Here is a 20,378-nt window from a genome sequence, read left to right on the forward strand (position 1 = left end):
CATAAATTACTGTTGACTGGCTTTGTATAACTTTTGTTTTTCTTCGCGCGTCAAGCTTTCATAGCCTGATTTCGAAATTTTATCTAAAATAGCGTCAATTTCATCTTGGTTAGGAATCACAATTGAGGCATTCTCGCTTGAAGTTGTGAATCGACGATTAGAAGACGTAGTCGTAGCGCGGGCACGCTGAGGGACTTGTAAGTTAGTTTTACGACTAAAAATTTTTTGAAAAAAGTCCCCAACGGCATAAATAGGAGTACCCCAATCCCAGCCATTTTTGAGCGATTTTATAAATCCGAATCCCACTAGAGCACCGGCTAAATGAGCTAAGTTCCCTCCGGCATTGGGGCCTACAAGCTGCGCCATGGAGATGATTATACACAAAGCAGCGATATATTTTAGTCTAACGGCACCGATTAAAAATACAAAAAAAGTATGATCAGGCAGAAGAGTGGCTGCTCCTACAATAATCGCAAATACGGCCCCTGATGCTCCTATAAGCGTGGCACTAGACAAAACGGGCTGAAAATAAGGGAGGGAATTGTAGAGCGCTAAAAAAAGAATACCTCCCCCAAGACCTCCCAAAATAAACATACCCACCAAGCGACGGCTACCCAGATATTCTTCAATTATTTGCCCAAACCAATACAAGGATAGCATATTGAAAAAAATATGAAAAGGTCCTTGATGGATAAAAAAGTTGGTGAATAATGTCCAAGGCCGATAAATAAAAGTCTGGAAATTGGCAGGTAGACTTAGCTGCTCCATTATCAGTCCGAAGTAGGATTGATGCTGACTAAACATAAAAACCACGTAAAGTATCATCACCACCACAAACACAAGAACGTTGAGCAATATGAGCTTAATGACCGCATTGTTGGTCTTCGAAAACTCTCCTCTTACATCGTCAAAAATGCTACCCATACCTATTTTGCCGTTAGAGATTCTTAGTCAATATTTATTCAAACAACACCTATCTTTGAACGAAAGTTAGAAAATAATCTATAAATCCACAAATCAGTACATGCGTCGGATGCCCCACATTTTCAATAAAATATAAGCAAAAATCATGCCTCCAAGGTGTGCAAAATGCGCTACTCCCGAATCTCTGATGTGTACCCCTGCATATAGCTCATATAATGCATAAACCGAAACAAAATATTTGGCTTTGATAGGAACAGGAAAAAAAAGCAACATCATTTCCATATTGGGGAAAATTAGCCCAAAAGCCGCAATAATACCAAACACTGCCCCCGAAGCTCCAAGCATTGGTACACTCAGGCGTTGGGTATACATCTGTTTTACAAAAGCCAAGCTTTCATTGATATACGCTATATTTTGAGGTTTATCTTCAAAGTCATTCAAAAAATTATAAGCATTCCTTTTAAACTCTGGTGCAAAGCGGGTTACAAAGTCCAAAAAAGCTTCGGGCGAAGGGTATTGGGTATACAGGTCTACTGCATGCTTAAGTTGAATGAGTTCATAATAGTTAATACCTGCGTACAACAAACCTGCACCAATACCTGTCACGAAATAAAAAGTTACGAATCTTTTAGAACCTAAGACATGTTGTTCGAGCAAAGGAGCAAAAAAAATCAACCCAAGCATGTTGCTAAACAAGTGTCCAAATCCCCCGTGCAAAAACATATATGTCACAAATTGGTAGGGTTGAAAATCCGGGCCTGTTACAGGATATAAAGCAAACCAATTGATTATTTGAGGGCTTAAGCTTTGCAGGATAAATATAACAACGTTCAGAATTAATAAATTTCTTACGACGGGGGTGATGTTCAACATACTAAAGTCAAGTTTGAGGTTGAGGTAGTGACTAAAACGATTACTATCCTCCTTTTATTAAATTAGATATCTTGTCTAACGCCAAAACTGTAAAAATCGGTTCGCCACTAGGGGTATTATTTGGATTGGAAGATAAAAATAATTGATTAATTAATTTTTCGAGTTCTTCTGACGAAAGCATCACCAAATATCTATGAGCAAAACGTTTAGCTAATGTTCGAGCGGTAGTTTCGGCACGGTTTAGTTGCAAATCCGAATAATTGGAGCGCAATTGTTCTGTCAAATCTTCAAAAATTTGCTGAAGATCTTCGCTAGGAAGATCCGTTGGAATACTTCTCACCACCAGTGTACCGGGTCCCAATGCGTCGAAATCGAAGCCAAGAGCGGCGATTTCGTCGCGTATTTCGAGCAAAAGCGGAATATCTGCTAAAGGTAGCTGTACCGTGGCTGGAAAAAGCAGTTGTTGTGAGACTGTATTTTGGGTAGTGAGCTGTTTGATGTACCTGTCATAGAGTACTCTTTCGTAAGCTGCGCGTTGGTCAATGACCATCATCCCCGACTTTACGGCTGATACTACATAGCGATTTTGAATTTGCACCGCTAAACGGCGATTTTTTAAAGGATCTTCATCCGCATTGACTTCATTGGCTCTGCTTCCAAGGGTAGAGGGAGATATCTCTTCTGTGGTGGTCTCTTCTAGGTCTAATTCGGGTTGAGAGGCTGTTGGAATAGGCTTCTGAAATCCCTCAAACAGTTTTTCCCAATTGGAGAGGTTATCACTTTCTCGTTTGGTGGGCGCAGAAGGTGAAGGCGAATAACTTGACGTATTTGTTTGAATAGGAGCGTTAGCGCGTGCCTGTGAAATGGGGCTCAAAAAATTGACATTGAGATCAAAATCAATCGACGGTGCAAGGTGATTGACACTTATTGCCTTTCGGATAGCGGCCATCAAAAGGGCATAGACCGAGCGCTCATCGTCAAATTTTATTTCGGTTTTGGTGGGGTGAATATTAATATCAATATGGGACGGGTCAATGTCGAGCATCAAAACATAGAAGGGATGATTGCCATCAGAAATCGTTCCTTCATAAGCCGATAGTAGGGCATGGTGAAGGTAGCTATGTTTGACAAAACGATTATTGACAAAGAAAAACTGTTCGCCGCGCGTTTTACGGGCAAAATCAGGTTTTCCGATGTATCCTTTTACGGTCACATAAGGAGTTTCTTCTTGGCAATAAACGAGTTGTTCGCGGTAGTTTTTGCCAAACATATCTACGATGCGTCGGCTCATTTTGCCCGCATACAAGTTGTACACTTCGGTTTCGTTGTGATACAAAGAAAAACTAACTTCCGAATGTGCCAATGCCACCCTTTGAAATTCGTCAAGAATGTGACGCATTTCGACCGAATTAGTTTTTAGGAAGTTTCGTCTTGCGGGGACATTAAAAAAGAGATTTTTTACCAAAATATTAGTGCCCGGCAAACACGCCACTGATTCTTGGGATTTTACTTCAGAGCCTTCAATACGGAGTAGTACGCCGATTTCGTCGTCAGGGCGGCGTGTTCGCATTTCGATTTGGGCTACGGCTGCGATAGACGCCAATGCTTCGCCACGGAAGCCCATGGTACGAATCCGAAATAAATCATCAGCGTAGCGGATTTTGGAGGTAGCATGACGTTCAAAACTCATACGAGCGTCGGTCTCAGACATGCCACAGCCGTCGTCAATGATTTGGATAAGCGTACGGCCCGCATCTTTGATAATTACTTGTATATTCTTAGCTTGAGCATCGATGGCGTTTTCCAACAGCTCCTTTACAACAGAAGCAGGGCGTTGTACTACTTCCCCAGCTGCGATTTGGTTGGCGATAGCATCAGGTAGTAGGCGTATGACGTCTTGCATATTTGGTCAGGTGGTTTGATAAGACAACAACAGAAAGGCGGTAAAACGTTTGCCAAGTATGAATTTTAAATCTTCTTTTCTGAACATATAAAAATAATTCTTAGTTATATGATTAAATAAGTAAATATTTTGACTTTATTGGGAATATTGACAAATGCTGATTATGTTTGTTAATAAAAATAATTTACCTCATAAAATACTTTGGCACATTGTTTGAGGAAGGCTATATTAAGAGTGTAAATATCTTTCTTTTAAATAGTTGTGGACATTTAATATGAATTAAGAATGAAGAAGCCTAACCTGCATCTGGCTTTTCAGTGGCTCATTTTCCTACCCATAATCTTGCCACTGTGTATTGTATTTGGAGCCCTTCAGGGGGTGGTTAATACAGTAGAGCAAATGGCCCACCAAATGTGGACCGACGTATCAACAGTTGAAAAAAATGTAGAACCGTCAGAATTATGAGTGGTTGCGAGAGAACAAGTTTATCAGGCGCCTGAACATTTTCTGCTCGAAAGCCCAAAAAAAAGCAAATTGCCCGAAGAGCCACCCGTATACCAATAAGATAACTTGGTAAAGGGGTAGTATCACAAGGATATTAAATAACCAAATTGCCCATGTGCTTTCGATACGGAGCCATTGGGAAACCCATCTCTTGGTATACATAACTGTGAAGCCTGTACAGGCAAATACCAGTAGTATTACCAGTACTTGCCATCCATTTTTGACTCCCCACCTATTTTTTAGTTTCTCTATCCAAGACATCGACTAATAATCTGGTTGTTAGACAGCTTTTGCTTATAAAATAGCTAATATGAGTTGATTTTTACTCATGCAGAAAAGCCAAATGCTCTGGGCCGATTTCTTCGGGGTCAAGCTCCAAAAACTCCTCCCAAAAAGGTTCAGGAGGCAAAGCGGCGCGGCATAAAATAGATTCTTTTTTTACAGGGTGTACAAAAAACAATCGCCTAGCGTGGAGATTGATATTGCCGTCAGAATTAGGCTTGCCAAAACCATACTTTACATCTCCTCTGATAGGACAGCCCATCTGAGAGAGTTGCACTCTGATTTGATGAGGGCGGCCAGTAAGGGGTGTCACTTCCAACAAAAAATGGCGATTGATTTCTCCCAGTACCCGATAGGTAAGTTCGGCTTTTTGGGCATTGGGAGCGGGGTAGTCATAAGCAGTCACTACATTTCGGGACTCATCTTTTACAAGCCAACTCACCAGTTTATCTTGCTTTTTGGGGGGATGTTTGCGTACTACCGCCCAGTATGTTTTCTGAACATCTCTTTTACGAAAAATCTCATTCATGCGTTCGAGGGCTTTGGAGGTACGAGCAAACACCACCAATCCGCTTACGGGACGGTCGATGCGATGAACTGTTCCTAAAAAAACCTCCCCTGGTTTTTCGTATTTTTGTTTAATATAATCTTTTACTAAGTCGAGCAGACATACATCGCCAGTGGAATCTCCTTGCACAAGAAGCCCCGGTGCTTTATTGACAATGATAAGGTGGTTGTCTTCGTAAACAACGTGAAATGGCTTGGCCATTGTTATTAAAATTTAGTTCTAATGAATAAACTTGAAAAGTTTGTAAAAGAAATCAACTTGGCTTTGATAAATGATCCTAGTTGGCAAACCTTCGCTGATATAGAATACAAAGATTCTATGTTTTTCTTCAACGGCCAAGAATTAATGATAGTTCAATAGGATTCTTTTTCGTTGGGAAAATCATTGCTTTTCACGTCTTTAACATAATTAGAGACGGCGTCGGTCATTATGGTATGCAAATCTGCATAACGCCTCAGAAAGCGCGGCTTGAACTCTTTCGTAAGTCCAAGCATGTCGTGTAAGACGAGTATTTGGCCGTCAGCATAGGGTCCTGCTCCTATCCCAATCGTAGGAATACTCACACTTGTCGAAACTTTTTGAGTAAGGTGAGAAGGGATTTTTTCTAGTACCATCCCAAAGCATCCGATTTCGTCGAGCATTTTGGCGTCTTCGAGTAGCTTGTCTGCTTCCGACGATTCTTTAGCCCTTACGGAATACGTCCCAAACTTATAAATGGATTGAGGAGTAAGCCCTAGGTGCCCCATGACGGGTACGCCTGCGCTAAGAATTCTCGTAATCGAATCTTTGATTTCTAATCCTCCCTCCAATTTGACAGCATGAGCCCCTGATTCTTTCATGATTCGGATAGCCGAATCAAGGGCTGCACGTGAGTTGCCTTGATAAGAACCAAACGGCAAATCTACCACCACAAAAGCACGTTTGACTGCTTTTACCACTGCTTGCGCATGGTATATCATTTGGTCTAAAGTGATAGGAAGGGTGGTTTCGTGGCCTGCAATAACGTTGGAAGCTGAGTCTCCTACCAAAATAATATCAATACCTGCTGCATCTACAATGCGAGCCATGGAGTAATCATAAGCAGTAAGAGCCGAAATTTTTTCGCCCCTATTTTTCATTTCCTGAATAATATGGGTCGTAACACGCTTTGCTTCAACGGAAGAGAGTTGAGTTGACATCAAATGAATCGTTAAGTGCTCGCGCACAATTAATAGATTGACTGTTAATCAGGTTGATTATCAGGTTTGTGGGGATAAATTAAAAGCCAAAATGAAATACTAGCGTGGACGAAGCCATACTTCGGGGTTGAGCTTGCTGGTATTTTTCCAAATTTGGAAATTTACTTCCGATACCCCGTCTGCGTCGGTGGCTACTACTCCGATGGTTTCACGCGCTTTCAGTTTTTGCCCCGGACGAACATTTACATTTTTTAGTTTTGCGTATACTGTGTAAAAGTCCCCGTGTTGAACAAACACCACGTTGCGCATTACCCCAAAGTTAGTTACTTCCATTACGACGCCATCATATACGGTTTTGACTGATGTATTCGCATTGGTCTGAATATCAATTCCTTGGTTTTCTTGATATACATTTTTCAAAACTTCTTTGGTTCCAAAACCGTCAGAAATAAAACCCGGTACGGGCCAAGGCAAACGGCCACGGTTGGCCGCAAATGACGAAGCCAAGGTTACTTCTTCTTCGTTCATTCCTTCTTCATTGATTTCGACTTTTTTAGGCTCAGGTTTGGGCGGTTCTACTTTGGCGACTTCTTCGGAAGCTTCGCCTTTGTTTTTAGCTTTTTCGGCTTCACGTGCACGGGCTGCGGCAGCTTCGCGTTCGGCTTTTTCGCGGGCGGCTTTTTCGCGCGCTGCGGCACGGGCTCGTTCGCGGCGTTCTTCTATTTCTTTTTGAATAATTCTGGTCAAATTATTCTCAATTTGTTTGTTGGCTTTGCGTACTTCCGCCACTTCGGCCTTAATCTCGCTTTCACGCCCACTAAGCTCTTTTACTACTTTATCTTGATCGCCACGTAGTTTTTCGAGGTTTTTGTTCTCTGCTATTTTACTTTGAAGGGCGCTTTGTTGTTCTTTCTTTTTATTGGAGATACTGGTCGTTTTGGCAATCATCATCGATTGCACTTTTTTCATTTGTTGTACTTGCTTTTTACGCTCGTCAGTATATTGTTTGAGGTATTTATATCTAATCAGGAATTGGTTAAAATTAGGGGCTGAGAAAAGAAAGCTAAGTTCGTTGAGGCTATTGTTTCGCTTCGAAGCATTATAAATCATTTTAGCGTACTCTTCGCGTAGTTTGCTTAAGTCATTGTCCAATTCTACTTTGGCTTTCTGTAATTCCTTAAGTTCCGAATCCATCAATTCTATATCGTCATTGATGAGTTCAATTTTGCGGTTTTGAGCCGAAATTTGTTGTTTGATCGCTTTGAGCTGCCCCAAAGTAGCGCGTTTTTGTTCGCTAGTTTGTTTGAGAATATTCTGTAGTTGCTGTAGTTTCTCGATGTTTTCTTTTTTTTCTTTCTCAAGCTGTTGGCGACTTTTTTGGGCAAAAACCGATATAGAAGGAATGAAAAAAAAGCATCCAATCCAAAGTGCTAACTTCCAAGTCAATTTATTATCGACACCAAATGGGCTACTTTGCTGCAAATAGGAGTCTTTTGACCGACAAAAAATCAAATGTTTACTCATAAGTAGTTTTTTCAAACTGCAAGAATACACCTTTTTGGCTATTTTTTTTGGTATTTAGAAGGAATACTAAATGGAAACGAAAGGGGCTTTTCGCTCAGTTCTACTTTTTGGTGTTTGATTCTAAATACCGTTTGGTAAAGTTGATTGTCTTTATTTGATTTATAATCCAGCTCAATCAGGCTCGTATAAGGAAAGAGATAGTTGTTGAGTTGGGTAAAATCATCGTAGTCAAGTTTTAACGAATTTTTGGTGGGCTGCTCTGTCACCAAGAGTTTTTTGAGGCGGCGATTTTGCTCTCCAATGTAATTTTCCAGTGAGATTTTTCCCTCTTCTTGGCGCAGCATAAAATAATCATTTTCTTTCTTAAACTTCTCACCGGGTTTTTTGGGAATGGGCATATTGCCGACCAAGATAGATTGGATAAGGTCAAAACTTAGTTGAAAATTAAATTTTTGACTAAGAGTCCCAAAATCGTATTGATAGTATTCTTTGTGATAGCGATCCACAAGTTGAATCGAATCGCGGGTGATAAGTCCTCTTACTACTTCAATAGGGCCCGCTACGATAGACAGCCATAAGACGCTATCTTTTCGCATACGGATATTGACATTGGCATTGTCGATATCTTGGTCTTTGCTTTTAAAAGATATTTTTGACTTGGCGGCCAAGTATTGGAAGTCGACATTTTCTACCTTGACTTTAATATCTTCTGACTCAGTTTTGGGAAGAGTAGCTATTGAGTCTACCGGAACTGCCATCACTACCGAATCTTTGGGAGCAAGCGCAAGGCTGTCTGTGCGGGTAGGAGTCTCACTTTTTTGACGTGGACGGTGACAGGCCGACAAACAACCCAATATTACGAGAGAAATATACTTTAGTTTTAAGGTAGTCATATTGTTTTTATAATGCCAACAAAGTTTTGAAACATACACAAATGACCCTAAGGAACTATTTGTTGTATAAAGGCGGCTTAACTTTTGGGCATTTTAGGGTATTGAATGAAGGCAGTGGGTACAAAGGGTTATTCTACCAACTGTCCGGTCGCTATTTTTTTGTCAATTTGTGGGGTATTTTCCCCCATACTTTTTGCTTTTTTCCACTGCTCTACTGCTTTTTCTCTCTCTCCCAATTGGTAGAGTACATCTCCGTAATGTTCTATGATAGCGCCACTTACACTTTTACCAGAAGCAATGGCTTTTTCTAAGTTGAGACGTGCATTTTTATAGTCTTTCATCACATAAAGCACCCAAGCATACGTATCAAGATAGGTGGCATTGTCGGGATGTCGGGCTACTACACTTGCGGCCATTTCTTTGGCTCTTTCAAGTTTATCTTTTCTCAATGACAGGAAATAGCTGTAGTTGTTCAGAACATGGTCGTTGTTAGGCTCTATTTTGAGGGCTGCTTCGTACGAAGCATCTGATTTTTCGTGCTCACCTATCCCGTGGTAAGCATCTCCCAATTGAGCAAAAATCGCATTTTGAAGCTCTTTGTTGTCCGAAGTTAGTTTTTGAGCTTCTTCCAAAGCATCTACGGCTTTTTGATAGTTTCGTTTGACCAAATGTGCCGAGCCATTTGAATACCAAAACAATCCTTGATTGGGGAAGTTTTCGATAGCCAAATCAGAGTGAGCCAATATGCTATCGATTTGGTTGAGTTCGCCGTCGAGCTGAAGCACCGCGCCCCAGACTTCATACATAGAGCTATTGATCCGTACGGCATTCATATAGGCATCGCGAGCTTCGGCTTTTCGGTTGGCTTTTACCAGCAAGTCGGCATAGACTACGTAGGCTCGCATGTCTTTGGGATGAGCCTTTACGATTTCTGATGCGCGCGCCAGCACTTCTTGACGAGTGGCTTCATCTTTGGCTTCGCGTAGCAAGTTGACCAATGCTTGCATTTTGGTATCGATATCAGCATTGGGGTTATTAAACATCTGCCCCATCTGCTGTTCGGCCGATTTGTTGTCACCACTTTGGCGATAAATCTCCGCTAGCATCATGCGGGCATCTGCTTGGTCAGGATTGATTGTGAGGGCTTTTTCGAGCTGTTCTTTGGCCTCTTGCGGGCGTTTGGCAATCATCAAAAGCTGCGCCAATTCTACCACATACTGGGCTTCGCTGGGTTCAGCATTGATAAGTTTTTTTGCCTCTTCGATGGCTTTGTTGGGCTTATCAAGTTTGATGTAGATGCGTTGCTTTTGATGCGTCAAGTCTTCGTCTATTCCTAGGGATTTCTCAACTTCATCGTAGGCTTTGAGTGCTTCTTCGTATTTTTCATCTAAAATATAAACCGCTGCCAGTTCTAGGCCATATTCGGCATTGTCGGAGCTTTGGCGGATGATTTCACGGTAAAGATCAGCGGCCTTTTTGTATCTGCGTTGTTGGGTATAAATTTCGGCTAGTTGTAGGCCATAAAACTTATTTTCGGGAGTAAGCTGAAAAGCCTTTTGGTTGAAAATAGCCGCTTCGTCCAACTTCTCCCTTTTGAGGAGGGTACGAGCCAGTTCATAATTAATGGCTGCCACATTAGGATTAATTTTTAAAGCCAAACGAAAGACGCTATCAGCCCTTTGGTATTCTTCCATGGCAGAATACTTCAAGCCTTCGGTCAATAAAAATTCAAGTTCAAACCGTTGGGCTTTTTGAGCTTCAGTCTCACCAATAGGCTTATTTTTTTGAGCAAAAACCAATTGACTCAAAAAAAGTATGACCCAGATATAGGGTTTGTGTTTCATCGCTTTTAAGAAAATCTCGTTGATGGGTATGATAAGTAACGAAATCAGGTTCAATCTATCATAAAAAACGAGATTATTGAAGCAAAATTGGAAGAATTTAGTGGTTTTACCAAAATTAACCCAAAGAGTGTGAGCCAGAATCGACAATTTGGTTAAATATCAAGCTTTAGCCATACGGGGCAATGGTCCGAATGAACTGCGTCGGTTAGCTGGCGACAGGCTACTAAATGCGGGCGTAGATTGTCAGTGACGGATAAGTAATCAATGCGCCACCCTTTATTGTTGGGTCGGGCATTGGCTCGGTAGCTCCACCAACTATACTCTACGAGTTCAGGGTTGAGATACCGAAAAGCGTCCGTAAAACCCCTACCAAACCACTGAGTCATCCAAGCTCGTTCTTCGGGCAAAAAACCAGTGGTGTTTTTGTTTCGAACGGGGTCATGAATGTCAATTTCTTGGTGAGCGATGTTATAATCACCCACTACTATGAGGTGTTTTTGGGTCTGTTTTAGCTGTAAAATCCATTCCTGAAAATCACCCAAAAACTGCATTTTGATTCCTTGACGCTCGTCGCCGCTTGTGCCAGAAGGAAAATAAGCGTTGACAATCGTGAGCTCGCCAATATCAGCCCTAATCACCCGCCCTTCATAATCATACTGCTCGATGCCACAGCCAATGACACAGCGGCTAGTCGGAATTTTAGAAAAAATTGCGACACCGCTGTAACCCTTTTTTTGGGCGGCATTCCAGCCGACAAGTTGATAGCCCAAAGCTTCAAATTCAAGTAGATTGACTTGGTCAGGAGTAGCTTTTACTTCTTGAAAGCAGAGTATATCAAAAGATTTGTCAGCCAACCATTCGATGAGGCCATTGCGCATTGCAGCGCGAATACCGTTGATGTTGTAGGATAAAATTTGCATAAAGGCCAGAAAAATAACGTCGGCAAGGAAATGCCCTAGCCGACGTTTAATATTTGTTAAAAATCAGTGATTAGATAAAATTTTCGGAGTTTTTGACGCTCGAAAAGTCTTACTCTTATACAAAAATCAATGACTAACCTCTACCTTGTCGGTTGACTTATCGTTGAAGAAAATCAAAAATAATACTAAAACAATGGCGGCAATACCCGCAGGTACAGTCCAGACACTCAGCCAGTTGGTAACATTGGCGGCGTCGGTATTAGCGGCTAATACTGTTCCACCAAGCCACGAACCAATCCCCATTCCAAGACCATAAGTAGCAAGCGTAATAAGCCCTTGTGCCTGCGACTTGATACGCTCTCCCGCTTTGGTGTCGGTATAAATTTGACCTGTCACAAAAAAGAAATCAAAGCAAACTCCATGCAATAAAATAGCGACGTAAAGAATCCATTCGCTCGTAGCAGCATCTCCGTAGCCAAAACACAAAAAGCGGATAATCCAAGCGATAAGCCCCACACCCAGCATCCATTTTACGCCCAATCTACTAAACGCGAAAGGAATCAAAAGCATAAAACCCACTTCCGACACTTGCCCTAGCGACATTTTGTTTTCTACAAATTCCATTCCCGATGCCCGCAACGAAGGATTGGCAAAGGCATAGTAAAACGACAAGGGGATACAAATCGCTACCGACGAAATAAAGAAAATGGCAAAAGAGCGATTTTTGAACAAACTAAAGGCATCGGCTCCGATGATTTGACCGATATTCACAGGGCCAGTAGCGCGAGGAGGGGTATTGGGCAAAGTAAACGCCAATACTCCTAACAATACCGAGGTAAAGATAGAGATTTGAAAAATCGTAACTTTATCGCCTACGTTCAAGAATCCGATAAGGTTAGTAACGGCAATCCAAGCGACAGTGCCCATGACACGAATAGTAGGAAAGTCTTTTTCGGGCGAAGCAATATGGCGCATCGAAATCGAAGTCGTAAGCGCAATGCAAGGGGCAAAACAAAGACAATAGCCTAAAATTACCCAGAAGAAAGTTCCGGCGTCGTTGATTTGAGAAATCAAAAACAATAAACCCGCTCCTACCAAGTTGAGTACGCCAAGCACTTTTTGAGCTGCAAAATAGCGGTCGGCTACCGCCCCAATAAAAGGAGAAATAATCATGGCAATCGAAAAAGCCAAGTAAGCATTCCCGATTTGGTCGCCTGTGGCGTTGAGTTGTTTACCAAGATAAACGCTCATTTGACCGTACCACGACCCCCACGTAAAAAACTGTAGGAACATCATGAGCATTAATTGTATCCGAACGGAAGACTTCATAATTGTTTTAGGGTTTATGGTTTTGAAACGGCGAAAATGAAGGTTTTTGCTCAAAAATTCAAATGCTTCGTAAATTTGGCGTCATGAATCCTTCACTTGGCAAATATCTCATGGGAATCGGCCTCCTGCTATTGATAGTGGGAGTTATGATTTACTTTTTTTCGGACAAGCTTCATTGGCTAGGGCGTCTTCCGGGCGATATACGTATTAAGCGTGATGGTTTTGGGTTTTACTTTCCAGTGGTTACTTGTATCGTGTTGAGTTTACTCCTCAATTTGATTATTTGGTTGGTAAGACGATTTTTTTAAGCTATTGTCAAAAAGGCATTTGTTAACTTTGCGGCCTTTGATGCAAAATACCCCATGAAGCAACTTATCCAAAATCTTAAAAACGGGCAAACGATACTAGAAGAAGTGCCAGCTCCCCAAGTAAAACGTGGCACCATCCTCATCAAAACCACGCGTAGCTTAGTCTCGCTTGGGACGGAGCGAATGCTCGTTGAGTTTGGAAAAGCAAATCTTTTGGAAAAAGCTCGCCAGCAGCCAGATAGGGTAAAAATGGTGCTTGATAAAATCAAATCGGATGGCCTAATCCCCACCCTCGAAGCGGTTTTTAATAAGCTAGGTCAGCCCTTACCATTGGGGTATTGTAATGTAGGGCAGGTCATCGCCATAGGGGAAGGAATCTCCGACCTCAAAGTGGGAGATAGAGTAGCCTCGAATGGTTCGCACGCCGAAGTGGTATGTGTACCGCGTAATTTAGCTGTAAAAATCCCCGATAATGTAGCCGACGAGGAAGCCGCTTTTACGGTGATAGGAGCGATTGGCCTACAAGGAGTTAGATTGCTCAATCCTACGCTGGGCGAAACGGTAGTGGTGATTGGGTTAGGATTGATTGGATTGCTTACTGCTGAGCTATTGCGCCTGAATGGTTGTAGGGTGATAGGATTTGATTTTGATGAAAACAAGCTCAACATAGCGCGTCAGAAGGGTATTATGGTTGCCAATCCTTCGGCAGGTACCGACCCCGTTAAGTGGGTACAGTCGTTGACCAAAGGTGTGGGTGCTGATGGCGTAATCATCACTGCTTCTGCCAAGAGCGATGAAATAATCTCCCAAGCCGCCCAAATGTCGCGGAAGCGTGGTAAAATTATTTTGGTAGGGGTGATAGGGCTCAATTTAAGCCGTGCCGAGTTTTACGAAAAAGAATTGTCTTTTCAGGTATCATGTTCGTATGGCCCAGGACGCTACGATGATGACTATGAGCAAAAGGGAGTAGATTATCCTTTGCCTTTTGTCAGGTGGACCGAAAACCGCAATTTTCAGACCATTTTACAGCTTATTGAAAGTGGATTGCTAGATGTCAACCCCTTAATCACAGAGATAGTTCCTCTAGAAGAGTATCAAAAAATATACGGGGATATGGGCAAAAGTGGGGCGATTGCCTCCTTGCTTTCTTATCCCAAAGAGTCGGCGCAGACGTCTACTATACGTTATCACTCTCAGTCTTTTGCAGGTAAGAAAGGAATTGTGGGGATTATTGGGGCAGGAAATTTTACCAAAATGACACTATTGCCTGCTCTCAAAAACAGTGCTTCTATCAAATTCATTGCAAGCGCCAATGGACTTTCGGGGACAGCCCTTGCCCAAAAACACGGTATCAATTTTAGTACTACAGACTACCACCAAATCTTAAAAGATGAAGAGGTGGATTTGGTAATGATTACGACGCGTCATCATCAACATGCGCGTTTAGTAATAGAATCCCTTCTAACAGGAAAACACGTTTTTGTAGAAAAACCGTTGGCTATCTTTGAAGATGAATTTGAAGAATTGATTCGGACATATGCAGAAATCTCCGCTCCTGCTCCAAGTATAACGGTCGGGTTTAATCGTCGTTTTTCGCCACATGTTCAAAAAATGAAAAGCCTGCTTGGTGAAGCCCCCATGAACGTAATCGCTACCATGAACGCCGGTTTTATTCCTCCTACTTCATGGGTACACGATAGAGCGGTAGGAGGAGGAAGGATTTTGGGGGAGGCGTGTCATTTTATTGACTTGATTACTTACCTGACAGGTAGCCGCATCACCGCCGTATGTATGAATGCCATGGGGCTACAGCCTACCGAAACTTCAGACAGCGCCAGTATTTTGTTGCGATATGAGAATGGTTCAACGGGCGTGATTAATTATTTCTCAAACGGTCATAAATCCTATTCTAAAGAAAGAGTAGAAGTATATTCTCAAGAGCGGACACTGATTCTCGATAATTTCAGGACTTTAGAAGGATATGGTTTTAAAGGATTTTCTAAACTTAAAACGACTCAGGATAAGGGACATAAAGCCCAATTTCAACAACTGCTCAGTCGGATTCAGTCAGGAGGGGAGCCACTTATTCCTTTTGATGAGATTGTGAATACAACCCACGCCACTTTTGCTGCCCTTAGGAGTTTAAAAGAAGGAGCTTGGGTAGCTGTATAAAAAAATTTGTGCCGCGTTTTTGAAGATTAATCGTAGCGTTTATTCTTGAATAACGATAGATACTTATTCTGTTTTTTCGATCAAACTAATTTCTTTTTTATCCAACATCAGACCGACCATCATTACCAAAGCTGACAGGATAACTACCTGTATGATAAGAGATTTGTTGACGAGAGGAATGATTTGAGGAGTGGGAATACTCAAAAAAAGTAAGATAGTAATAAGACCGCGAGGAGCAATAAACACAAGTGGTGAAAGTTCGGTTTTGTAAAATTTCAGTATCAACAACCTAATCAGATAGATACCTGCCACAATCCCAACTGCCCACACAAAAGTCTGGGGATTGAGGATTTCGGAAGTTTCCATCAAGTAGCCAAAGAGAAGAAAAAAAAGCACTCTTATAATAAACGTAGCTTCAATTGTTATTTCTTTAAACTTCTTTACTTCCCGATTGAGCAATTCAGGTTTTAGCCATTCGATGACGGGCAGTTGCTTCATTTCGTCTAGATTCCCTAAAAACAACCCAAAAATAAGAATGAAAATAAGAGCAGGGAGATGGTATATTTTGGAAATATTATAAATCAAAATCACCAATACGATGATTGGAGCAAACTTGATGTGCGTATTGATTTTGTTGAGCAAATAAGAAAGCCCGCCTGTGGCAATAAAAGAGATAATAATAATACCCAGTAGTTCTCCCAAAAAATCCCAAATAGTTTTGATGCCAAAGGTGTTGTTGAGGGCAACAAAATTAAAAAAAACTACCCCAATGATATCCGACAAACTACTTTCGTAAATGATAAATTCTTTTTGAGAGCCTGATAAATTTTTGACGCTTGGAATGGCAATAGCACTACTTATGACACAGAGCGGAATGATATTGGTAAGGCCTGTTTTGAAATCAATGCCATATCCAAAGTAAAATATAGCCGCAATGATGATGGCCAACAAAACGATTGGAAGCAGAGCCACCATGAAAGATTTTTTCACCAACGAAAACTTCGAAGGATTTAACTCAAGTTCAAGAGAGCCTTCTAATACGATAAGAATCAATCCAATTGTTCCTAAAATAGGTAAGATAGGATTGAGGTTAGGTATTCTGATACCGACCGTAGTCGAAATTTGTTTGACTAGCCACCCAAGCAATAGCAATAAAATCACTGAAGGAACTTTGGTTTTTGAAGAAGTAATATCAAAAACGTAAGCGATAAGAATCAATATACAAATCGTGATGATGATAGCTGTTGTCATTCACTAGGGGGTTGAATATTTATACAATAGTACTAAAGCATTTTGTAAAACAAAAGGGTGAGTCTTGAGGACCCACCCTTTTGTAAAAGATAAAAACTTAAGTTTTAAAGATTAAATCCAAACGAATACACATCTTCTGGATAATCTAGGTACAAGCCTTCCATTTGGACGCGTGTGCCTTTTTTAGAAGAAAGTGCTTCTTTAATCTCTTTTACAGAGCGCACCGCTTTACTATTTACTTTCGTAATCACGAAGCCTTCTTCTACCCCTACCCGCGCTAATTTTCCAGCTTGCATGGCAGTTACTTTCACTCCTCCTTCAATATTGGCACGTTGGAGGCGTTGAAGTTCGCGCTGATTAAGGTCGCTAAACTGTGCACCTAGAGAGTTGAGGGCCACATCTGCCTCATCTGTTTTGATGATTTCGCGGCCACCTTCACGATTGCGAAGGGTGACAGTATAATCTTTTATAGAACCAGAACGGTTTACGGTCAATACTACACTTTCGCCAGGGCGTTTGCGAGCTACTAACTCACGGAATTTAGGGTCAGAGTCAACCTCAATACCGTCTACTTTTGTAATCACATCTCCTACTTTAAGGCCAGCGTCTTTGGCGGCGCTATTGCCTTCGCCAAATCCTTGAACATAAATACCGGTTGATACTTTTACGTCGTATTGGTCTGCTTTTTTGCTATCCAATTCTTCTGGAATAATACCAATGTAGCCCCGTTGTACGCCACCAAATTTGATGATATCAGTCGAAACTTTTTTGACTAAGCTAGAAGGTACTGCAAAAGCATATCCAGCATAGCTACCTGTGGGACTTGCGATAGCGGTATTGATACCTACAAGTTCTCCTTTTAGATTGACCAAGGCACCACCAGAGTTACCAGGGTTTACGACAGCGTCGGTTTGAATAAAAGACTCCAAAGGAGTATCACCTTTGAGTTGATTGCCATTGCTGCGGAATTTTTCGGCTAAGATACCAATACCACGGCCTTTGGCACTTACAATACCCGCCGTAACAGTCGATTCAAGGTTGAAGGGGTTTCCTACCGCTACTACCCACTCACCTACTTTGATTGCGTCAGAGTTTCCGAATGCCAAAGCAGGAAGGTCTTTGGCTGGAATCTGAATAACCGCAATATCAGTAGAAGGGTCTGTACCAATTACTTTGGCTTTGTAAGTACGTTTGTTCGACATTACTACTTCAAGTTCTTCGGCACCTTCTACCACGTGATTGTTGGTGACAATGTATCCGTCAGGACTTACGATTACGCCTGAGCCTGAAGATTCTTGTTTTTGAGGGCCACCACGACGCATTCCAAACTCTTCTCCGAAGAAGTCAAAAATATCCATGCCTCTTTGTTGGGCTTGGCGCATTGCAGAGGCTTTGATGTGTACTACCGCAGGCGTAGAAACTTCGGCAGCATAAGTAAAGTCAGCAGCGGCGCCGCTTGGAGCGCTGCCATTTGTAAAGCGGGTAAGAGAAGGCGTGCTAGCCTCTGTGAAGATGACATCTTTGGTGTCGTTAAGACCGCCAAGTAACTTAACGCTTCCGACGGTTACTGCGCTCGAAATGAGTCCAACCAATGCCAACGATTTCCAATTTTGGTTCATGACTTTATATGATTTGGTTTTGGTTTTTAAAACAAAGATTTGTGAAAGGGTTTTCTAACAAACCATTGGCCGAAAGGCATCGACATAACGCCATTCACTAAAAAAAGAGTGCCCAAATTTCTTATTTTTAACAATATTTAACAAGCAAATGTTTGGGCAATTTTTAGGCGTCTATTCTACCCGTAAAATAATAATGCTAAGCGACGTAAACTGTCAAAATGTCATAGAATAAAGGATTTTTTGTAAGTATCTTCTCCTGAATCCTGCCGATTTTTCTGCTATATTTGCAGCAAAGTTGGTTTTCTCTCTGAAATCAAAGTCTAAGATACTAGCAAGGGTGTATCTCTGTTTTAGAATATCAAAATCTTTTTCTAAATCAAAAGAAACGCTTGAATACCAGTTTGTTGACTTTTTTCTACATAATGAGGAAATGTTTTTTAAAAAAAAGTAGCAAGTGGGTAGAATTTTGGCCATAGATTACGGATCTAAGCGAACTGGATTGGCGGTTACGGATCCCTTACAGATTATCGCAACGGCGCTAGATACAGTGCGCTCGCATGACTTAATGGAGTTTTTGAAGCGTTATGCTATTCAAGAATCTTTGGAGGCGTTTGTGATAGGAATGCCCCGAAATCTTGATAGCACCGATACCAACAATACTCCGCTCGTCAAAGGTTTTATCAAACAACTTAAGAGGGTATTTCCGGATACTCCTATCTATGAGCATGATGAGCGTTTTACGAGCCGAATGGCATTGGATACTATGATTGCGGCGGGTTCCAAAAAAAGTGACCGACGTGATAAGTCAAATATTGACAAAATAAGTGCAACGATTATACTACAGTCTTTTTTAGAAAGTCGTCGTTGAGAAAAACCCAGAAATATTTTATCAGATTAATATTGCATAGACAACAATGATTTTTCCTATAGTAGCATATGGGGACCCCGTGTTGAGAAAAGTGGCACGCCCTATTGAGAAAGATGAATTCAATTTGCCCGAATTGGTCGAAAATATGTACCAAACCATGTATGATTCATCGGGTATCGGGCTAGCAGCCCCCCAAATCGGACAGAGTATTCGATTGTTTATTGTGGATGGTACCCCTCTCAACGAAGATGAAGAAGAGGAAGACAAAGACCCTAGCTTGGACGGATTTAAAAAGGTATTTATCAATCCTCAAATCTTACAAGAAGAGGGTGAAGAGTGGGCGTTTGAAGAGGGGTGTTTGAGTATTCCGGGTATCAGAGCGGATGTGTATCGTCCCGAAAAAGTAAAGATTAAGTACCGCGATTTGGATTGGAATGAACACATTGAAGAATACGATAATATGGCGGCGCGGATTATTCAGCACGAATATGACCATTTAGAAGGCAAACTTTTTACAGATTACTTGCCCATGTTGAAGCGTCAGATGCTTAAAAAACGCTTGGCCGATATTTCCAAAGGCAATGTAAAAGTGGATTATAAAATGAGGTTTCCCAAATAATTTTCACAATAGAGACGGAGCTTACGAGGCTTCGTCTTTTTAATAGCTTATCGCCATGCAAGACCTTCGCCAAAAAGCTAAAAATATTTTGTTTATCGATATCGAAACCGTATCGGGTAAAGCCTCGTTGGATTTGTTTGATGAACGAATGCAAGAGCAATGGGAACGCAAAGCCATCAATATTCGCAACGATGACCACGTGTCGGCTTTCGATTTGTTTTATCGTAGAGCGGCTATTTATTCCGAGTTCGGCAAAATCATTTGCATTGGCGTGGGGGCCTTATACTGGACTAGTAGTGACGACAATCCTCGATTTAAAGTAAAGACTATCGCAGGAGATGACGAAAGAACTATCCTACTGGAATTCAAAGAGTTACTGGAAAAATACCCACAAAATCAACTAGCCCTTTGTGCACACAATGGCAAAGAATTTGATTTTCCATATTTGTGTCGTCGGATGCTCATCAATAAAATCAAACTACCTGAATCATTGCAGATTTCGGGCAAAAAACCTTGGGAAATTCTCCACCAAGATACGCTAGATATGTGGCGTTTTGGGGATTATAAGAGTTTTGCTCAGTTGGATTTGTTGGCGGCGTTATTTGGTATTCCAAGCAGTAAGTCAGACATCAGTGGAGAAGACGTAACAAGAGTTTACTATGCCGAAAAAGACCTCGCTCGCATTCGTCGATATTGCAAAGAAGACGTGGTCGTCTTAGCGCAGCTTTGGCTTTGTCTCAACCAATATGAAACCATCAAACCAGAGCTAATCGTGCGAGCTGAATAGGGCACAATTGTG

18 protein-coding genes are annotated in these 20,378 nt (G+C 41.5%); 5 read left to right on the forward strand and 13 right to left on the reverse strand.

From position 1 onward, the window contains the following. Positions 1 to 6: 6 nt before the first annotated feature. From G563_RS0121610 to G563_RS0121670, 11 genes are all read right to left on the reverse strand, one after another. A complete protein-coding gene (locus G563_RS0121610; RefSeq protein ID WP_028667138.1) occupies positions 7 to 924 on the reverse strand; it encodes a rhomboid family intramembrane serine protease in 918 nt (305 codons plus the stop codon). A gap of 93 nt (positions 925 to 1,017) precedes the next feature. Further along, positions 1,018 to 1,797, reverse strand: coding sequence for a rhomboid family intramembrane serine protease (locus G563_RS0121615; RefSeq protein ID WP_028667139.1), 780 nt, complete (start codon positions 1,795 to 1,797; stop codon positions 1,018 to 1,020). 43 nt (positions 1,798 to 1,840) lie between these two features. Then, positions 1,841 to 3,700, reverse strand: coding sequence for a DNA mismatch repair endonuclease MutL (gene mutL / locus G563_RS0121620; protein WP_028667140.1), 1,860 nt, complete (start codon positions 3,698 to 3,700; stop codon positions 1,841 to 1,843). 459 nt (positions 3,701 to 4,159) lie between these two features. Further along, positions 4,160 to 4,465 (reverse strand): DUF6787 family protein, encoded by a 306-nt coding sequence (locus G563_RS39160; protein ID WP_028667142.1) that lies wholly within the window; start codon positions 4,463 to 4,465, stop codon positions 4,160 to 4,162. A gap of 61 nt (positions 4,466 to 4,526) precedes the next feature. Next, complete coding sequence (locus G563_RS0121635) at positions 4,527 to 5,255, reverse strand: RluA family pseudouridine synthase (RefSeq protein ID WP_028667143.1); 729 nt, start codon at positions 5,253 to 5,255, stop codon at positions 4,527 to 4,529. A gap of 152 nt (positions 5,256 to 5,407) precedes the next feature. Further along, positions 5,408 to 6,232: a 3-methyl-2-oxobutanoate hydroxymethyltransferase gene (gene panB, locus G563_RS0121645; protein WP_028667144.1), complete on the reverse strand. Its 825-nt coding sequence runs from the start codon at positions 6,230 to 6,232 to the stop codon at positions 5,408 to 5,410. A 99-nt stretch (positions 6,233 to 6,331) separates the two neighbouring features. Next, on the reverse strand, positions 6,332 to 7,756 hold the full coding sequence (locus G563_RS0121650; protein ID WP_084650937.1) for a murein hydrolase activator EnvC family protein: 1,425 nt from the start codon (positions 7,754 to 7,756) through the stop codon (positions 6,332 to 6,334). Between the two features lie 38 nt (positions 7,757 to 7,794). After that, positions 7,795 to 8,649, reverse strand: a complete 855-nt coding sequence (gene lolB1, locus G563_RS0121655; protein WP_028667146.1) for a lipoprotein insertase outer membrane protein LolB1 — start codon at positions 8,647 to 8,649, stop codon at positions 7,795 to 7,797. A 128-nt stretch (positions 8,650 to 8,777) separates the two neighbouring features. Beyond that, complete coding sequence (locus tag G563_RS0121660; protein ID WP_028667147.1) at positions 8,778 to 10,493, reverse strand: tetratricopeptide repeat protein; 1,716 nt, start codon at positions 10,491 to 10,493, stop codon at positions 8,778 to 8,780. A gap of 152 nt (positions 10,494 to 10,645) precedes the next feature. Continuing rightward, positions 10,646 to 11,413 carry an exodeoxyribonuclease III gene (locus G563_RS0121665; protein WP_028667148.1) on the reverse strand — a complete coding sequence of 256 codons (768 nt, stop codon included), beginning with the start codon at positions 11,411 to 11,413 and terminating at the stop codon, positions 10,646 to 10,648. A 126-nt stretch (positions 11,414 to 11,539) separates the two neighbouring features. Continuing rightward, positions 11,540 to 12,742 carry an MFS transporter gene (locus G563_RS0121670; protein WP_028667149.1) on the reverse strand — a complete coding sequence of 401 codons (1,203 nt, stop codon included), beginning with the start codon at positions 12,740 to 12,742 and terminating at the stop codon, positions 11,540 to 11,542. Positions 12,743 to 12,825: 83 nt separating this feature from the next. Here G563_RS0121670 and G563_RS0121675 point away from each other — a divergent pair, with 83 nt between their 5' ends. Next, complete coding sequence (locus G563_RS0121675; protein ID WP_028667150.1) at positions 12,826 to 13,050, forward strand: DUF2905 domain-containing protein; 225 nt, start codon at positions 12,826 to 12,828, stop codon at positions 13,048 to 13,050. 54 nt (positions 13,051 to 13,104) lie between these two features. Further along, positions 13,105 to 15,222 (forward strand): bi-domain-containing oxidoreductase, encoded by a 2,118-nt coding sequence (locus G563_RS0121680; protein WP_028667151.1) that lies wholly within the window; start codon positions 13,105 to 13,107, stop codon positions 15,220 to 15,222. A gap of 63 nt (positions 15,223 to 15,285) precedes the next feature. On the opposite strand, the gene G563_RS0121685 is transcribed toward G563_RS0121680, so the two are convergent. Beyond that, complete coding sequence (locus G563_RS0121685; protein ID WP_028667152.1) at positions 15,286 to 16,473, reverse strand: cation:proton antiporter; 1,188 nt, start codon at positions 16,471 to 16,473, stop codon at positions 15,286 to 15,288. Positions 16,474 to 16,577: 104 nt separating this feature from the next. After that, positions 16,578 to 18,092, reverse strand: coding sequence for a trypsin-like peptidase domain-containing protein (locus G563_RS0121690; RefSeq protein ID WP_028667153.1), 1,515 nt, complete (start codon positions 18,090 to 18,092; stop codon positions 16,578 to 16,580). 454 nt (positions 18,093 to 18,546) lie between these two features. Here G563_RS0121690 and ruvX point away from each other — a divergent pair, with 454 nt between their 5' ends. The 3 genes from ruvX to G563_RS0121705 are packed head-to-tail and all read left to right on the forward strand — an operon-like array spanning position 18,547 to position 20,366. Next, positions 18,547 to 18,960 carry a Holliday junction resolvase RuvX gene (gene ruvX, locus G563_RS0121695; RefSeq protein ID WP_028667154.1) on the forward strand — a complete coding sequence of 138 codons (414 nt, stop codon included), beginning with the start codon at positions 18,547 to 18,549 and terminating at the stop codon, positions 18,958 to 18,960. A 46-nt stretch (positions 18,961 to 19,006) separates the two neighbouring features. Next, entirely contained in the window at positions 19,007 to 19,579 is a 573-nt protein-coding gene (gene def / locus G563_RS0121700; protein WP_028667155.1) for a peptide deformylase, read from the forward strand. A 55-nt stretch (positions 19,580 to 19,634) separates the two neighbouring features. Beyond that, the gene (locus tag G563_RS0121705; RefSeq protein ID WP_028667156.1) at positions 19,635 to 20,366 is read left to right on the forward strand and encodes a 3'-5' exonuclease; all 732 of its coding nucleotides are present in this window, start codon (positions 19,635 to 19,637) and stop codon (positions 20,364 to 20,366) included. The last annotated feature ends 12 nt before the right edge of the window (positions 20,367 to 20,378 follow it).

The sequence above is a fragment of the Runella zeae DSM 19591 genome (assembly GCF_000423565.1).
GTDB classification, from domain to species: Bacteria; Bacteroidota; Bacteroidia; order Cytophagales; family Spirosomataceae; genus Runella; species Runella zeae.

Coding starts and splice junctions, on each gene's coding strand:
- G563_RS0121685 (WP_028667152.1), bottom strand. CDS start 16,473: ATGACAACAGCTATCATCATCACGATTTGTATATTGATTCTTATCGCT.
- G563_RS0121610 (WP_028667138.1), bottom strand. CDS start 924: ATGGGTAGCATTTTTGACGATGTAAGAGGAGAGTTTTCGAAGACCAAC.
- G563_RS0121635 (WP_028667143.1), bottom strand. CDS start 5,255: ATGGCCAAGCCATTTCACGTTGTTTACGAAGACAACCACCTTATCATT.
- G563_RS0121670 (WP_028667149.1), bottom strand. CDS start 12,742: ATGAAGTCTTCCGTTCGGATACAATTAATGCTCATGATGTTCCTACAG.
- lolB1 (WP_028667146.1), bottom strand. CDS start 8,649: ATGACTACCTTAAAACTAAAGTATATTTCTCTCGTAATATTGGGTTGT.
- mutL (WP_028667140.1), bottom strand. CDS start 3,700: ATGCAAGACGTCATACGCCTACTACCTGATGCTATCGCCAACCAAATC.
- panB (WP_028667144.1), bottom strand. CDS start 6,232: ATGTCAACTCAACTCTCTTCCGTTGAAGCAAAGCGTGTTACGACCCAT.
- G563_RS0121665 (WP_028667148.1), bottom strand. CDS start 11,413: ATGCAAATTTTATCCTACAACATCAACGGTATTCGCGCTGCAATGCGC.
- G563_RS0121650 (WP_084650937.1), bottom strand. CDS start 7,756: ATGAGTAAACATTTGATTTTTTGTCGGTCAAAAGACTCCTATTTGCAG.
- G563_RS0121680 (WP_028667151.1), top strand. CDS start 13,105: ATGAAGCAACTTATCCAAAATCTTAAAAACGGGCAAACGATACTAGAA.
- def (WP_028667155.1), top strand. CDS start 19,007: ATGATTTTTCCTATAGTAGCATATGGGGACCCCGTGTTGAGAAAAGTG.
- G563_RS0121615 (WP_028667139.1), bottom strand. CDS start 1,797: ATGTTGAACATCACCCCCGTCGTAAGAAATTTATTAATTCTGAACGTT.
- G563_RS0121690 (WP_028667153.1), bottom strand. CDS start 18,092: ATGAACCAAAATTGGAAATCGTTGGCATTGGTTGGACTCATTTCGAGC.
- G563_RS0121660 (WP_028667147.1), bottom strand. CDS start 10,493: ATGAAACACAAACCCTATATCTGGGTCATACTTTTTTTGAGTCAATTG.
- G563_RS0121705 (WP_028667156.1), top strand. CDS start 19,635: ATGCAAGACCTTCGCCAAAAAGCTAAAAATATTTTGTTTATCGATATC.
- G563_RS39160 (WP_028667142.1), bottom strand. CDS start 4,465: ATGTCTTGGATAGAGAAACTAAAAAATAGGTGGGGAGTCAAAAATGGA.
- G563_RS0121675 (WP_028667150.1), top strand. CDS start 12,826: ATGAATCCTTCACTTGGCAAATATCTCATGGGAATCGGCCTCCTGCTA.